This window comes from Citrobacter sp. MNAZ 1397, from assembly GCF_023613995.1.
In the GTDB taxonomy this organism is placed as follows: Bacteria; Pseudomonadota; Gammaproteobacteria; order Enterobacterales; family Enterobacteriaceae; genus Phytobacter; species Phytobacter ursingii.
The window spans coordinates 46,376-61,818 of the sequence record NZ_JAKIVH010000008.1; the positions used below are offsets into that span (position 1 = coordinate 46,376).

Annotated in this window: 16 protein-coding genes; 10 read left to right on the forward strand and 6 right to left on the reverse strand. The window is 54.0% G+C overall.

All coding sequences use genetic code 11. From position 1 onward, the window contains the following. Positions 1-2: 2 nt before the first annotated feature. From yidD to L2097_RS25935, 4 genes are all read right to left on the reverse strand, one after another. The gene (gene yidD, locus L2097_RS23740; RefSeq protein WP_071845955.1) at positions 3-260 is read right to left on the reverse strand and encodes a membrane protein insertion efficiency factor YidD; all 258 of its coding nucleotides are present in this window, start codon (positions 258-260) and stop codon (positions 3-5) included. Then, a complete protein-coding gene (gene rnpA / locus L2097_RS23745) occupies positions 224-583 on the reverse strand; it encodes a ribonuclease P protein component (protein WP_071195137.1) in 360 nt (119 codons plus the stop codon). Before rnpA ends, yidD begins: the two co-directional genes overlap by 37 nt. 15 nt (positions 584-598) lie before the next feature. After that, positions 599-739 (reverse strand): 50S ribosomal protein L34, encoded by a 141-nt coding sequence (rpmH, locus tag L2097_RS23750; protein WP_000831330.1) that lies wholly within the window; start codon positions 737-739, stop codon positions 599-601. Positions 740-968: 229 nt separating this feature from the next. Further along, a complete protein-coding gene (locus tag L2097_RS25935) occupies positions 969-1,049 on the reverse strand; it encodes a hypothetical protein (protein ID WP_431520362.1) in 81 nt (26 codons plus the stop codon). 344 nt (positions 1,050-1,393) lie between these two features. On the opposite strand from L2097_RS25935, the gene dnaA reads away from it, so the two are divergent. From dnaA to gyrB, 4 genes are all read left to right on the forward strand, one after another. Beyond that, positions 1,394-2,791 carry a chromosomal replication initiator protein DnaA gene (dnaA, locus tag L2097_RS23755; RefSeq protein WP_047372465.1) on the forward strand — a complete coding sequence of 466 codons (1,398 nt, stop codon included), beginning with the start codon at positions 1,394-1,396 and terminating at the stop codon, positions 2,789-2,791. Between the two features lie 4 nt (positions 2,792-2,795). Beyond that, complete coding sequence (dnaN, locus tag L2097_RS23760; RefSeq protein WP_047372466.1) at positions 2,796-3,896, forward strand: DNA polymerase III subunit beta; 1,101 nt, start codon at positions 2,796-2,798, stop codon at positions 3,894-3,896. A gap of 207 nt (positions 3,897-4,103) precedes the next feature. Further along, positions 4,104-5,177 carry a DNA replication/repair protein RecF gene (recF, locus tag L2097_RS23765; RefSeq protein WP_047372467.1) on the forward strand — a complete coding sequence of 358 codons (1,074 nt, stop codon included), beginning with the start codon at positions 4,104-4,106 and terminating at the stop codon, positions 5,175-5,177. A gap of 28 nt (positions 5,178-5,205) precedes the next feature. After that, positions 5,206-7,620 carry a DNA topoisomerase (ATP-hydrolyzing) subunit B gene (gene gyrB, locus L2097_RS23770; protein ID WP_047372468.1) on the forward strand — a complete coding sequence of 805 codons (2,415 nt, stop codon included), beginning with the start codon at positions 5,206-5,208 and terminating at the stop codon, positions 7,618-7,620. A gap of 32 nt (positions 7,621-7,652) precedes the next feature. On the opposite strand, the gene L2097_RS23775 is transcribed toward gyrB, so the two are convergent. Beyond that, on the reverse strand, positions 7,653-8,588 hold the full coding sequence (locus tag L2097_RS23775) for a LysR family transcriptional regulator (protein WP_250353787.1): 936 nt from the start codon (positions 8,586-8,588) through the stop codon (positions 7,653-7,655). Positions 8,589-8,698: 110 nt separating this feature from the next. Between L2097_RS23775 and L2097_RS23780 the strand changes: the two genes are divergently transcribed. Both L2097_RS23780 and yidA read left to right on the forward strand, forming a co-directional pair. Further along, the gene (locus L2097_RS23780) at positions 8,699-9,724 is read left to right on the forward strand and encodes a zinc-dependent alcohol dehydrogenase family protein (protein ID WP_250353788.1); all 1,026 of its coding nucleotides are present in this window, start codon (positions 8,699-8,701) and stop codon (positions 9,722-9,724) included. Between the two features lie 115 nt (positions 9,725-9,839). Then, positions 9,840-10,652, forward strand: a complete 813-nt coding sequence (yidA, locus tag L2097_RS23785) for a sugar-phosphatase (protein WP_047372471.1) — start codon at positions 9,840-9,842, stop codon at positions 10,650-10,652. Positions 10,653-10,673: 21 nt separating this feature from the next. Here yidA and L2097_RS23790 read toward each other — a convergent pair whose 3' ends face one another. Further along, complete coding sequence (locus tag L2097_RS23790; RefSeq protein ID WP_250353789.1) at positions 10,674-11,759, reverse strand: FAD-binding protein; 1,086 nt, start codon at positions 11,757-11,759, stop codon at positions 10,674-10,676. Positions 11,760-12,000: 241 nt separating this feature from the next. Between L2097_RS23790 and dgoR the strand changes: the two genes are divergently transcribed. Genes dgoR through dgoD form a run of 4 tightly spaced genes read left to right on the forward strand, consistent with a single transcriptional unit; the run spans position 12,001 to position 15,308 of the window. Further along, positions 12,001-12,690: a D-galactonate utilization transcriptional regulator DgoR gene (gene dgoR, locus L2097_RS23795; protein WP_047372473.1), complete on the forward strand. Its 690-nt coding sequence runs from the start codon at positions 12,001-12,003 to the stop codon at positions 12,688-12,690. Further along, on the forward strand, positions 12,687-13,562 hold the full coding sequence (locus tag L2097_RS23800) for a 2-dehydro-3-deoxygalactonokinase (RefSeq protein ID WP_250353790.1): 876 nt from the start codon (positions 12,687-12,689) through the stop codon (positions 13,560-13,562). The genes dgoR and L2097_RS23800 overlap by 4 nt, the downstream gene beginning before the upstream one ends. After that, the gene (locus L2097_RS23805) at positions 13,546-14,163 is read left to right on the forward strand and encodes a 2-dehydro-3-deoxy-6-phosphogalactonate aldolase (RefSeq protein ID WP_250353791.1); all 618 of its coding nucleotides are present in this window, start codon (positions 13,546-13,548) and stop codon (positions 14,161-14,163) included. Before L2097_RS23800 ends, L2097_RS23805 begins: the two co-directional genes overlap by 17 nt. After that, the gene (dgoD, locus tag L2097_RS23810) at positions 14,160-15,308 is read left to right on the forward strand and encodes a galactonate dehydratase (protein ID WP_250353792.1); all 1,149 of its coding nucleotides are present in this window, start codon (positions 14,160-14,162) and stop codon (positions 15,306-15,308) included. The genes L2097_RS23805 and dgoD overlap by 4 nt, the downstream gene beginning before the upstream one ends. Positions 15,309-15,443: the final 135 nt, after the last annotated feature.

Here is a 15,443-nt window from a genome sequence, read left to right on the forward strand (position 1 = left end):
CGTTAGTGTTCTCTGGTATTAAAGGGTCCTGGCGGGACGGGGTCGTCTCCACCCGGGTGTAAAGGGTGGCATTTTAATACGCGTTTCACTGTCAACCAACTGCCTTTTATCACTCCAAACCTGCGCAATGCCTCAATTCCATAGCGAGAGCATGTAGGGTTGAAACGGCAACGCGGCCCGAGTAGCGGACTAATCAGGATTTGATAGACCCGAATCAGGCCTATCAGGAGCCGAGTGCCAGGCGACAATGGCGGCGCCATAATTTTTCCAACGCTTCCGAAAGAGCACGGTTATCGAGGTCAGCAACCCCCTTTTTCGCCACTACCACGAAATCCATTGCGGGAAGTTCATGTTGACGCAAACGAAAACTTTCACGCGTCAGACGTTTAATCCGATTGCGTTCATGTGCGCGTTTAACGTTTTTCTTAGCGACGGTAAGACCGATACGGGGATGCCCCAGCGAATTCAGGCGGCCGAGAATGGTGATTTGCGGCGTGCCAGCCCGTTGTGGCTGCTGGAAGACGAAAGTGAAATGACTGGGAGTTAACAAACGTAACTCCCTGGGAAATGCGAGCTTAACCACTCAGGGTTAGCTTTATTACTTGGAAACGGTCAGACGTGCGCGGCCTTTAGCGCGACGACGAGCCAGAACCTGGCGACCATTTTTAGTAGCCATACGAGCACGGAAGCCGTGAGAACGGTTGCGCTTCAGTACGGACGGTTGAAAAGTGCGTTTCATGGCGATTTCTACCTAAACTTGAATAAATTCAATGGCTTTTTTGGATATCCGAACGAATATCGTACGACGGACGCCGAAGCCATGGGTGATTAAAGAGGCCGGATTGTAATAATTGTACACTCCGGAGTCAATTCTCTTTCCTTATAACACGCTTATTTTTGCACAGTTTCGCGTAAAAAATAAGCCGTGCTCGACGACTAAAAACGAGCAAAGCGCGCCGGGTGGTGGATTATACGGCCTGGTGGGCAAAGCGCAAGGATCCGCCGGGATCTTCATTAGATCGATTAAGCAGGAATTCGGCATTACTCATTAAATTTTCCAATATGCGGCGTAAATCGTCCCGCACTGCACCTGGGATCGATTACACTTACCCGATTCCGAATCCCCCTGTGGATAAATCGTGAAGAATCTGTGATAAACAGAAGATCTCTGACGCAGTTTAGGCTATGATCCGCGGTCCCGATCGCGATCCGTGGATCGTGAACAGGGCAAAGTACACTTTCCTTTAAGGCGCAATGATGCAGCCAGAAGGAAGCGTGTAAAACCGCAGATAGCGGTTCGCACGTCACCCTCGTTGGGTCTGATCGACGTGTGTCAACAATCATTAATGTTTCTGCCTTTTATTTATCGATTTTTGTTCGAGTGGAGTCCGCCGTGTCACTTTCGCTTTGGCAGCAGTGTCTTGCCCGATTGCAGGATGAGTTACCAGCCACAGAATTCAGCATGTGGATCCGCCCGTTGCAGGCGGAACTGAGCGATAACACGCTGGCTTTGTATGCGCCAAACCGTTTTGTGCTCGATTGGGTAAGAGACAAGTATCTCAATAATATCAATGGACTGCTGAACGATTTCTGCGGTGCGGACGCCCCGCAACTGCGCTTTGAGGTCGGTACGAAGCCTGTCACGCAGATCCACCGGGAACCTGCCCATGTTGCTGCGCCTGTACAGACGACTCAGGTACAGCCACAGCGCGTTGCGCCGGCGGTACGTCCTGGCTGGGACAACGTTCCTGCGCCGGCTGAGCCAACATACCGCTCCAACGTCAACCTGAAACATACCTTTGATAACTTCGTCGAAGGTAAATCAAACCAGCTGGCGCGCGCGGCGGCGCGTCAGGTGGCGGATAACCCTGGCGGCGCCTACAATCCACTGTTCCTTTATGGCGGTACGGGTTTAGGTAAAACTCACCTGTTGCACGCGGTGGGCAATGGCATCATGGCGCGTAAACCCAATGCCAAAGTGGTGTATATGCACTCCGAGCGTTTTGTCCAGGACATGGTAAAAGCCCTGCAAAATAATGCGATCGAAGAGTTTAAACGCTACTACCGCTCCGTTGACGCCTTACTTATCGATGACATCCAGTTCTTTGCCAATAAAGAACGATCTCAGGAAGAGTTTTTCCACACCTTCAACGCCCTGCTGGAAGGTAATCAACAGATCATCCTGACGTCGGATCGTTATCCTAAAGAGATCAACGGCGTTGAAGATCGTCTGAAATCCCGCTTCGGTTGGGGGCTGACGGTCGCGATCGAGCCGCCTGAGCTGGAAACCCGCGTCGCGATCCTGATGAAAAAGGCCGACGAAAATGACATTCGTCTGCCGGGTGAAGTGGCCTTCTTTATTGCCAAGCGTCTGCGCTCTAACGTGCGTGAGCTGGAAGGGGCACTGAACCGCGTTATTGCCAATGCCAACTTTACCGGCCGGGCGATTACCATTGATTTCGTGCGTGAAGCGCTGCGTGATCTGCTGGCGCTGCAGGAAAAACTGGTCACCATCGACAATATTCAGAAGACGGTGGCGGAGTATTACAAGATTAAGGTCGCGGACCTGCTGTCGAAGCGTCGCTCGCGTTCTGTCGCGAGGCCGCGTCAGATGGCGATGGCGCTGGCGAAAGAGCTCACCAACCACAGTCTGCCGGAAATTGGCGATGCGTTTGGTGGCCGTGACCATACTACCGTGCTACACGCCTGCCGTAAGATTGAGCAGTTGCGTGAAGAGAGCCACGATATCAAAGAAGATTTTTCCAATTTAATCAGAACATTATCATCGTGACGCTATGAAATTTACCGTTGAACGTGAACATCTTTTAAAGCCGCTGCAACAAGTCAGCGGCCCGCTGGGCGGTCGCCCGACGTTACCCATTCTCGGTAATCTGCTGCTTCAGGTTGCAGACGGTACGCTTTCGCTAACCGGTACCGATCTTGAAATGGAAATGGTGGCCCGTGTTGCGCTCGTCCAGCCGCATGAGCCCGGCGCGACTACCGTCCCGGCGCGGAAATTCTTTGATATCTGCCGTGGTTTGCCGGAAGGCGCAGAAATCGCCGTCCAGCTTGAAGGCGAGCGTATGCTGGTGCGTTCTGGCCGCAGCCGTTTCTCCCTTTCCACGCTGCCTGCCGCCGATTTCCCGAATCTGGATGACTGGCAAAGCGAAGTGGAGTTCACGCTGCCGCAGGCCACAATGAAACGCCTGATTGAAGCGACTCAGTTCTCAATGGCGCATCAGGATGTGCGTTATTACTTAAACGGCATGCTGTTTGAAACCGAAGGTGAAGAGCTGCGTACCGTGGCAACGGACGGCCACCGCCTGGCGGTATGCTCTATGCCTGTCGGGCAGCCTCTGCCCAACCATTCGGTGATCGTACCGCGTAAAGGGGTGATTGAACTGATGCGTATGCTCGACGGCGGCGACAACCCGCTGACCGTGCAGATCGGCAGCAACAACATCCGTGCACATGTCGGCGACTTTATCTTCACCTCGAAGCTGGTCGATGGTCGCTTCCCGGATTATCGCCGCGTATTACCGAAGAACCCGGACAAGCACCTGGATGCGGGTTGCGACATCCTCAAGCAGGCCTTTGCCCGTGCCGCCATTCTCTCGAACGAGAAATTCCGCGGCGTGCGTCTGTATGTCAGTGAAAACCAGTTAAAAATCACCGCTAACAACCCGGAACAGGAAGAAGCGGAAGAGATACTGGATGTGACTTACTCCGGTAGCGAAATGGAGATTGGTTTTAACGTTAGCTATGTGCTGGACGTACTTAATGCGCTGAAGTGCGAAAATGTACGCATTATGCTGACGGATTCCGTTTCGAGCGTGCAGATTGAGGATGCGGCATCGCAATCCGCAGCTTACGTCGTCATGCCCATGCGATTGTAGAATCTGCAAAGGGGCTGGTTTACTTGCCATTTCGCCTTCCGGCAGTGCTCGACAAAATGCTATGCGTTTTGGACGTCTGTAAGACGGTCCGAAGGACGAGCGGAGCGAGCAAATGCTCACGTACTTCGTGTACGCTCCGCTTTCTGCGCGCTGGCGGTAGACGAACTGGCTGCGACACCCACGCCCCTTGAATGATGACGAGCTGATATGTCGCTATCCCGACTCCTAATCAAAGACTTCCGCAATATTGAAAATGCGGATCTCGCCTTATCTCCCGGCTTTAACTTTCTGGTTGGCGCGAATGGCAGCGGCAAAACCAGCGTGCTGGAAGCCATCTATACACTTGGCCACGGTCGGGCCTTTCGCAGTTTGCAAATTGGCCGCGTCATTCGCCATGAGCAGGAGTCATTTATTCTGCACGGGCGTTTGCAGGAGGCGGAGCGGGAAATCGCCATTGGTCTGACGAAGGATAAACAGGGCGACAGCACCGTGCGCATCGATGGAACCGATGGTCACAAGGTGGCGGAACTGGCGTTGCTGATGCCTATGCAGTTGATTACGCCGGAGGGGTTTACTTTACTCAACGGCGGCCCCAAATACAGAAGAGCGTTCCTTGACTGGGGATGCTTTCACAACGAAGCCGGATTCTTTAACGCCTGGAGCAACCTAAAGCGGCTGCTCAAACAGCGTAATGCCGCGCTTCGTCAGGTAAGCCACTACGGCCAGTTGCGTCCGTGGGATAAAGAACTGATTCCCCTGGCGGAGCAAATCAGCCTGTGGCGTGCCGAGTACAGCGCCGGTATCGCTGAGGATATGGCAGACACCTGCAAACAATTTTTACCGGAGTTCTCTCTGACCTTTTCTTTCCAGCGCGGCTGGGAGAAAGAGACGGATTATGCCGAAGTACTGGAGAAGAACTTCGAACGCGATCGCCTGCTGACTTACACCGCACACGGCCCGCACAAAGCGGATTTCCGCATCCGTGCTGACGGTGCGCCGGTGGAAGATACGCTTTCCCGTGGGCAGCTAAAACTCCTGATGTGCGCGCTACGCCTGGCACAGGGGGAGTTTTTGACCCGCGAGAGCGGTCGCCGCTGTTTGTACCTGATAGATGATTTTGCCTCGGAACTTGACGATGCGCGTCGCGGACTGCTTGCCAGCCGCTTAAAAGCCACGCAATCACAGGTTTTCGTCAGCGCCATCAGCGCTGAACACGTACTGGACATGTCGGACAAAAATTCGAAGATGTTCACCGTGGAAAAGGGTAAAATAACGGATTAACCCAAGACAAAATGAGCGAGAAACGTTGATGTCGAATTCTTATGACTCCTCCAGTATCAAAGTCCTGAAAGGGCTGGATGCGGTGCGTAAGCGCCCGGGTATGTATATCGGCGATACGGATGACGGCACCGGTCTGCACCACATGGTATTCGAGGTGGTAGATAACGCTATCGACGAAGCGCTCGCAGGTTACTGTAAAGATATCGTTGTTACGATCCACAGCGATAACTCCGTCTCCGTACAGGATGACGGACGTGGGATCCCAACCGGTATTCACCCGGAAGAAGGGGTTTCTGCAGCCGAAGTCATCATGACCGTGCTGCACGCGGGCGGTAAGTTCGATGATAACTCTTATAAAGTCTCCGGCGGTCTGCACGGCGTAGGGGTTTCGGTTGTAAACGCCCTGTCGCAGAAACTGGAGCTGGTTATCCAGCGTGATAATAAAGTCCACCGTCAAATTTACGAACACGGTGTACCGCAGGCACCACTGGCCGTCACGGGCGACACAGAAAAAACCGGTACCATGGTGCGTTTCTGGCCGAGCTATGAAACCTTCACCAACGTCACCGAATTTGAGTATGAAATTCTGGCGAAACGTCTGCGCGAGCTGTCCTTCCTGAACTCCGGCGTATCCATCCGCCTGAAAGACAAGCGCGATGGCAAAGAAGACCACTTCCACTACGAAGGCGGCATCAAGGCGTTCGTTGAATATCTGAACAAGAATAAAACGCCGATCCACCCGAATATTTTCTACTTCTCCACCGAGAAAGACGGTATCGGCGTGGAAGTTGCGCTGCAGTGGAACGATGGCTTTCAGGAAAATATCTACTGCTTCACCAACAATATTCCACAGCGTGATGGCGGTACGCACCTTGCAGGCTTCCGTGCGGCGATGACCCGTACCCTGAACGCCTACATGGACAAAGAAGGCTACAGCAAAAAAGCGAAAGTCAGCGCCACCGGTGACGATGCCCGTGAAGGCCTGATTGCGGTTGTATCTGTAAAAGTACCAGACCCGAAATTCTCCTCACAGACCAAAGATAAACTGGTCTCTTCCGAGGTGAAAACGGCGGTTGAACAGCAGATGAACGAACTGCTGGGCGAATACCTGCTGGAAAACCCGTCTGACGCAAAAATCGTGGTCGGCAAAATTATTGATGCGGCGCGTGCCCGTGAAGCGGCGCGTAAGGCCCGTGAAATGACCCGTCGTAAAGGGGCGCTGGACTTAGCAGGCCTGCCGGGCAAACTGGCTGACTGTCAGGAACGCGACCCGGCGCTGTCTGAATTGTACCTTGTGGAAGGGGACTCTGCGGGCGGCTCTGCGAAGCAGGGGCGTAACCGTAAGAACCAGGCGATTCTGCCGCTGAAAGGTAAAATCCTTAACGTTGAGAAGGCGCGCTTTGACAAGATGCTCTCTTCTCAGGAAGTGGCGACGCTTATCACCGCGCTCGGCTGCGGTATTGGTCGCGACGAGTACAACCCGGACAAACTGCGTTATCACAGCATCATCATCATGACCGATGCGGACGTCGACGGCTCGCACATCCGTACGCTGCTGTTGACCTTCTTCTATCGTCAGATGCCGGAAATCATTGAACGTGGTCACGTCTATATTGCCCAGCCGCCGCTGTACAAAGTGAAAAAAGGCAAGCAGGAGCAGTACATTAAAGACGACGAGGCGATGGATCAGTACCAGATCGCTATCGCGCTGGACGGTGCGACCCTGCACACCACCGAAGGCGCGCCTGCGCTGGCCGGTGAAGCGCTGGAAAAACTGGTCTCTGAATACAATGCCGCGCAGAAGATGATTGGTCGTATGGAACGTCGCTTCCCGCGTGCGCTGTTAAAAGAGCTGGTGTATCAGCCGACGCTGGCCGAAGCCGACCTGGGCAACGAGCAGACCGTCACCCGCTGGGTGAACGCGCTGGTCACTGAGCTGAATGAGAAAGAACAGCACGGTAGCACCTGGAAGTTCGATATTCGCGAAAATGCGGAGCTTAACCATTACGAGCCGATTATTCGCGTGCGTACCCACGGTGTTGATACTGACTATCCGCTGGATAATGAGTTTATCGCCGGTGGCGAATATCGCCGTCTCTGCACGCTGGGTGAAAAACTGCGTGGTCTGATCGAAGACGATGCGTTTATCGAACGTGGCGAGCGCAAGCAGCCGATCGCCAGTTTTGAGCAGGCTCTGGACTGGCTGGTCAAAGAGTCACGTCGTGGTCTGGCTATCCAGCGTTATAAAGGTTTGGGTGAAATGAACCCGGATCAGCTGTGGGAAACCACGATGGATCCGGAAAGCCGCCGTATGCTGCGCGTGACCGTTAAAGATGCGATTGCCGCAGACCAACTGTTCACCACCCTGATGGGTGATGCCGTTGAACCACGCCGCGCCTTTATTGAAGAGAACGCCCTGAAAGCCGCGAACATCGATATTTAATCGTCGCTGTACACCATACCCGGGCCGCGCTTTTAGCGCGGCTTTTTTATGGGGTCAGGAAAATCCAGCGACATCGCCGTCGGTAAGCGGCTCACCAGCGTGTCTATAGCCATTCTCACCCTCAGCGGCAGATGCGGCGTCTTCTGCCAGACTGCATGAACGTCAAAGCGCACATCCGGCGCCTGCCTGAAGAGCAGGACGAGTTTTCCAGTCTGGATCTCTTTGCTTGCCATCCAGCAGGGCAACCATGCAATACCGTGTCCGGCTATCGCTGCGTCGCAGATCGCCTGTAAATCATCCATATTCAGTGATGAACGGAGAACAAGGGTTTGCGGCTTTCCTTCGTTGTCCGCGAGCTGCCAGGGTAAAATTCTGCCTGCCTGCAGATAGTTAATCGCCGTATGCTGACGTAAATTGGCAACGGTTTCTGGATGGCCTTTTTTCATCAGATAATCCGGCGCGGCGCACAGGACCATTTGGTGCTCGCCCAGTTTTCTGGCGGCCAGCACGGTACTGTCTGCCAGTATGCCGTTACGCACCGCCATATCGAACCCTTCCCCCACGAGATCTACCACCCTGTCGCTGAATGACATTTCCAGCTCAAGCCCTGGGTGTTCCTGTGCCAGCGTTATCAGCAGCGGGGCGACGCACTGTCGACCAAAGAGCACCGGCATAGCCACACGCAGACGACCACTCACCTGCTGCTTCCCTGTTTCCAGCAGCGATTCTGCACTGCGTATTTCCTCCAGCGCGCGCAGACAACGCTCATAAAAAAGCGCGCCGTTATCGGTCAGCCGCTGGCTACGGGTGGTGCGCTGAAACAGACGTACCCCCAGTCGCTGTTCAAGCCGTGCAATACTTTTTCCCACTGCCGAGCGCGACAAATGCAAGCGGACCGCGGCCTGAGCAAAACTACCCGCTTCAACGGCAGCCACAAGAACAGGAATATCTTTCAACGTATCAGTCATGGATTGTATCCATCATGGCGTCAATGAAGAGAAAAGGTATCGCCACTGGCGACCTTGAGTCAACGTTAGACTGTCGTTACTGAAGCTCATTTAATGGCAGGAGAAAGATAATGACAGAGACAATACAACGCTGGTCAATGGACGCCCTCGGGCGCGAGAACCTCAGACTTACCCAGGAACCCCTCCCGCAGCCTGGCCCGGGTGAAGTACGCGTGCGGGTGAATGCCGTTGCGCTCAACTATCGCGATAAAATGGTGATTGAAGGCAATATGCCCATTTCGCGCACCTTCCCCTTTACACCTGCTTCTGACATGGCGGGGGTTGTGGAGAGTACTGGCGAGGGCGTCACGCGTTTCAAACCCGGAGCACGCGTCATTTCAAACTTCTTCCCGGAGTGGATCGACGGCAAACCAAAAGCGGACGCACGCGTTTTGCCCTACAGAACCCTCGGAGGCTATTTCCAGGGAGTGCTGGCCGAATATGTCATCATGAATGAAAACTGGCTGGTTGCCGCCCCGGAAACACTGGATGACGCAGAGGCCAGCACCTTGCCTTGTGCAGGGCTAACGGCCTGGTTCGCGCTGGTGGAGCGGGGCAATTTACGCGCCGGTCAGTCGGTGCTGGTACAAGGGACAGGGGGCGTGGCGATATTCGCGCTGCAAATCGCTAAAGCCCATGGTGCGCAAGTCTTTGTCACCTCCGGCAGTGATGAAAAGCTGGCACAGGCCAAAAAGCTTGGGGCCGATCAGGGCGTTAACCGGCTAAAAGGCGACTGGGCTGAAGAGCTCCTTACGCTGACCGAAGATCGTGGCATTGACCATATTATTGAAACCGTGGGTGGAGAAAATCTGAAACACTCCCTGCGAGTCGTGGCGGTTCATGGGCGCATCTCGGTCATTGGGGTGCTGGCGGGGAATGAAATCTCGCTTTCTGCCAGTGAACTGTTGCTGAAATCGCCGGTGATTCAGGGGATTGGCGTCGGTCACCGCCGTGCGCTGGAAGATCTGGTGCGTGCTGTTGATGTCAACGGGCTGAAACCGGTGATTGAGCACCGCTACCGCTTTCACGAGCTTGAACAGGCGCTTAAGCACCTCGATCGCGGTGCGTTTGGCAAAATAGTTCTCACCCGCGAGTGAGCCCTCGTTCCCCGGGAACGGTGCAAAAGGGGTGCTTCTGTAGCGCAATGTAGCTCTATTTTTGTGTGCTTAATCGCGTTAGCATGAGGCAGCACTCATTTATCCCGGGGATCTCATGGCTATCAAACTTATTGCAATCGACATGGACGGCACCTTACTGCTGCCTGACCACACAATTTCACCTGCCGTAAAAAACGCGATTGCCGCAGCGCGTGAAAAAGGCGTGAAAGTGGTACTGACGACAGGCCGCCCTTACGCCGGGGTTCATGCCTACGTCAAAGAGCTGCACATGGAACGGGAAGGTGATTACTGCATCACTTACAACGGCGCGCTGGTGCAAAAGGCCCATGACGGCAGCACGGTGACGCAAACGGCACTGAGCTATGACGATTATCGCTATCTGGAAAAACTGTCCCGCGAAGTCGGTTCACACTTCCACGCGCTCGATCGCAATACGCTCTACACCGCCAACCGGGATATTAGCTACTATACGGTGCACGAATCCTACGTCGCCACCATCCCCCTGGTGTTCTGTGAGCCGGAAAACATGGATCCGAACACGCAGTTCCTCAAGGTGATGATGATTGATGAGCCGGAAATCCTCGATAAAGCGATTGCCCGCATCCCGGCAGAAGTGAAAGAAAAATATACCGTGCTGAAAAGCGCGCCGTACTTCCTCGAAATGCTTGATAAACGCGTCAATAAAGGTACCGGCGTGAAATCGCTGGCTGAGGTGCTGGGCATCAAGCCGGAAGAGATCATGACCATCGGCGATCAGGAAAACGACATCGCCATGATTGAATATGCTGGCGTGGGTGTGGCAATGGATAACGCCATTCCGTCGGTGAAAGAAGTGGCCAACTTTGTCACCAAATCCAACCTTGAAGATGGCGTAGCGTATGCCATTGAGAAGTTTGTGCTGAATTAATCTGCCGTCAGGCAGGGGCGATCAGGCCCTTGCCTGCCCAGGCGTCTCCTGCTGCACCGGGATATGGCTTATCCCACTTTTCATGATGAGACTGCGTATCCATGGCGTAGTCAGACAACGATTTTTAACAACTTTTCCCAGCAATTTCATGCGTAATCGCCGCGTTTTCTTCCAGTATTCCGCATTGAGGTTTTTTGCCCCTCCGCGCAATACGTCTGCCAGAATTTCCGCACTATCCAGTGCATAGCTGATCCCCTCCAGGGAACTGGCGCTGATAAAACCCGCTGCTTCGCCAATCAGAAACGCATTCTCTTTTCCGCAGACAAAATCCGCCCAGCGGGACGGGCACAGCACTGTACATTTTTCCGTTTTCACCGCGTCGCCAAAGCGAAAATCGAACGGTTCAAGACGCTGTTTGAGGCGGAGAAAATTCTCCCTGCCATCCTTCATGGCAAATGCCCCACCGAAAATAAAATAGCCGTCTTTACAGATACTCCATGAATAACAATCGGTTGTCTCGTTATCAAACACGCAGGAATAGAACGGTGAGGGGTGACGGTCCTGGAACCACTGCTGCAACGAGACGTACTTGCGGATTTCATGATCGGGATACAGAACACGCCGCACCATCGAGTTCGCGCCATCGCCGCCCACCAGATACGCTGCCGTTGCCTCATGGGTTTCACCGTCAACCGCATACGTCAGATGCCAGCGGTTATCCTGGCGGCTGATCGTTTTACACAAAGCATCGTGATGAACGGCGACCGAAGCAGGGATTAATGACTTCATCCATAAATCAAAGGCATGTCTGTCAATATTGACATAGCTGCGTTGATAGTTGCGTGCAATTCCCGTTTGCACATCCAGCGTTTGCACGCTGAAAATTTGTGGATCGGCCAGTACCTGCACCGGCAGCGTAATACCCGCACGGATAAACGAGCGTTGCGCGTCCGGGGCCAGCAATCCGCCACACGGTTTCATAAATCCGCCCGTCCCGCATTGTTGCTTTTTGTCTAATGCCAGCACGCTCATCTTGCCCGCTAACTGCCGTGCCAGCGCGGCTCCCGCTGGCCCCAGACCAATAATCGCCACATCAAAATGCTGCATATCCCCTCCTCATGTTGATAAGGACGATACGCGGCTCGGGTGAAGTGACGGTGAAGTGAAGGGCGTTAATTTTGTGATCTGTCGTTCATTTTGCGATCTAAATTGTAGTACAACTATAAATTATTGTACTACATTTCAATTCAACGAAAGAGAAGTAAGCGCTGTTTGTAGTGCAAGGATGAGGCGAAAATCGCCGGTCGAGGTAAAGTAGGCAGGCATACACAGTGAATAAGGGCATGCCATGACTCTCACCAAAACCGACCGCATCGTCATCACATTAGGGCACCAGATTGTGGCCGGGAAATATGTCCCCGGCTCAGCGCTTCCGGCAGAAGCAGAACTCTGCGAGGAGTTTGAAACCTCGCGCAACATCATTCGCGAAGTCTTTCGCTCATTAATGGCGAAGAGACTGATCGAGATAAAACGTTATCGCGGCGCATTTGTGGCGCCGCGCAATCAGTGGAATTACCTCGATACCGAAGTACTGCAATGGGTACTGGAAAACGACTATGACCCGCGACTCATCAGCGCGATGAGCGAGGTGCGAAATCTTGTCGAGCCCGCCATTGCTCGCTGGGCGGCAGAGCGCGCGACCTCAAGCGATCTGGCGCAAATCGAGGCGGCGCTTAACGACATGATTGCGAATAACCAGAATCGCGATGCGTTCAATGAGGCGGACATTCGTTATCACGAAGCGGTACTGGGGTCAGTACACAACCCAGTGCTACAGCAATTGACCGTAGCGATAAGTTCGCTTCAGCGGGCGGTATTTGAACGAACCTGGATGGGCGATGAAGCCAACATGCCAAAAACGCTCCAGGAACATAAGGCGCTGTTCGATGCGATACGGCATCAGGACGGTGATGCAGCAGAGCAGGCGGCGCTGACCATGATCGCCAGCTCTACCCGAAGGCTTAAGGAAATCACATGATATCTCGCTACATCGCAATTGACTGGGGGTCGACCAATTTACGCGCCTGGCTTTATCAGGGGGCGGAATGCCTGGAGAGCAGGCAATCAGAAGCAGGTGTTACACGCCTGAATGGTAAATCCCCACAAGCGGTGTTAGCAGAAATTACCCACGGCTGGCGTGATGCGCAAACGCCAGTGGTGATGGCAGGTATGGTAGGCAGCAATGTCGGCTGGAAAGTGGCTCCCTACTTACCCGTTCCTGCCTGTTTCTCCGCCATTGGCGAGCAGTTAACTGCCGTTGGCGACAATGTCTGGATTATTCCTGGCCTGTGCGTTTCTCGCGACGATAACCACAACGTGATGCGTGGCGAGGAGACACAGCTGCTGGGCGCACGCGAACTTTCTCCTTCTTCTGTTTATGTCATGCCGGGCACCCACTGCAAATGGGTGCGCGCAGATGAACGCCAAATCCATGATTTTCGCACCGTGATGACCGGTGAATTGCACCATTTACTGTTGCGCCATTCGCTGGTGGGAGCGGGTCTGCCGGAGCAGGAGGTGTCATCTGCGGCATTTACGTCCGGGCTTGAACGCGGCCTCGCTACGCCCGCAATTCTGCCGCAACTGTTCGAAGTCCGTGCCGCCCATGTGCTCGGTCATTTACCGCATGAACAGGTTAGCGAGTTTTTATCGGGTCTGCTGATTGGCGCCGAAGTCGCCAGCATGGCTGAGCGCTATAGCGATCATCAGGTCACCATCGTTGCGGGAAAAGCACTGTCCGGCCGCTATCAGCAGGCGCTGGAGGCAATGGGCCGTAAGACTACGGTTATTTCCGGCGACACCGCATTTCAGACAGGAATAAGGAGCATTGTTCATGCAGTGGCAAACTAACCTTCCGCTCATCGCAATATTACGTGGCGTCACCCCCGACGAAGTGCTGGCGCACGTCGCTGCGGTGATTAACGCTGGTTTCGATGCGGTAGAGATCCCGCTCAATTCGCCCCAGTGGGAAAAAAGCATTCCAGCCATCGTGGAGGCCTTTGGCGACAAAGCACTGATTGGCGCGGGCACCGTTCTCAAGCCAGAGCAGGTTGACCAACTGGCTGAGATAGGCTGCAAATTGATCGTCACTCCCAATATTCAGCCCGAGGTCATTCGCCGCGCGGTGCGCTACGGCATGACGGTCTGCCCGGGCTGCGCGACCGCCAGCGAAGCCTTTACCGCGCTTGATGCGGGCGCCCAGGCGCTGAAAATCTTCCCCTCTTCGGCTTTTGGCCCGGACTACATCAAAGCGTTGAAAGCGGTTTTACCGCCGGAAGTGCCGGTCTTTGCCGTGGGGGGCGTGACGCCAGAAAACCTGGCGCAATGGATTAAGGCTGGCTGCGTGGGCGCCGGGCTGGGCAGCGATTTGTATCGTGCCGGGCAGTCCGTGGAGCGCACCGCACAGCAGGCAACCGCATTTGTTAACGCGTATCGAGAGGCAGTGCAATGAAAATAACGAAACTCACCACTTACCGTTTACCCCCGCGCTGGATGTTCCTGAAAATCGAAACCGATGAAGGCGTTGTTGGCTGGGGAGAGCCGGTCATTGAAGGACGCGCCCGCACGGTTGAAGCGGCAGTCCATGAACTGGGTGATTATCTGATTGGCCAGGATCCGGCACGAATCAACGATTTATGGCAGGTGATGTACCGTGCTGGTTTTTACCGTGGCGGCCCGATTCTGATGAGCGCCATTGCCGGTATTGACCAGGCGCTGTGGGATATCAAAGGCAAAGTTCACAATGCGCCGGTCTGGCAACTTATGGGCGGCCTGGTGCGTGACAAAATCAAAGCGTACAGCTGGGTCGGCGGCGACCGTCCGGCGGAAGTGATCGACGGCATTAAGACTCTGCGCAACATTGGCTTTGATACCTTTAAGCTGAACGGTTGTGAAGAGATGGGCGTGATTGATAATTCCCGCGCGGTAGATGCTGCCGTAAATACCGTGGCACAAATTCGGGAAGCTTTTGGCAATGAGATTGAATTTGGCCTCGATTTCCATGGGCGCGTCAGCGCGCCGATGGCGAAAGTATTAATTAAAGAACTTGAGCCGTATCGCCCGTTATTTATTGAAGAGCCGGTACTGGCAGAGCAGGCGGAATATTATCCGCGTCTGGCGGCGCAAACGCATATTCCGATTGCCGCTGGTGAACGTATGTTCTCGCGTTTTGAATTTAAACGTGTACTTGAAGGCGGTGGCATTTCGATATTGCAGCCGGATTTATCCCACGCTGGCGGGATTACCGAGTGCTATAAAATTGCCGGAATGGCCGAAGCCTATGACGTGGCGCTGGCTCCGCACTGCCCGCTCGGTCCGGTGGCGCTGGCGGCCTGTCTGCATGTGGATTTCGTTTCCCACAATGCGGTATTCCAGGAGCAGAGTATGGGCATTCATTACAATAAAGGCGCTGAATTGCTCGACTTCGTGAAAAATAAAGAAGATTTCAATATGGAAGGCGGCATCTTTAAACCATTGATGAAACCAGGGCTGGGTGTGGACATTGATGAAGAGAAGGTTATTGAGTTGAGTAAGAATGCGCCGGACTGGCGTAATCCGGTTTGGCGGAATGAAGACGGCACCGTCGCCGAATGGTAAATGCTCTTCATATTTTGCGCCGCAGGTGCGTTGGCTGCGATTGTGCACCCCAGTCACTTACTTAATGTAAGCTCCTGGGGATTTACAATCTTGCCGCCTTCCTGCAACGCAAACTATTTTGAGCATCCGTAAGTA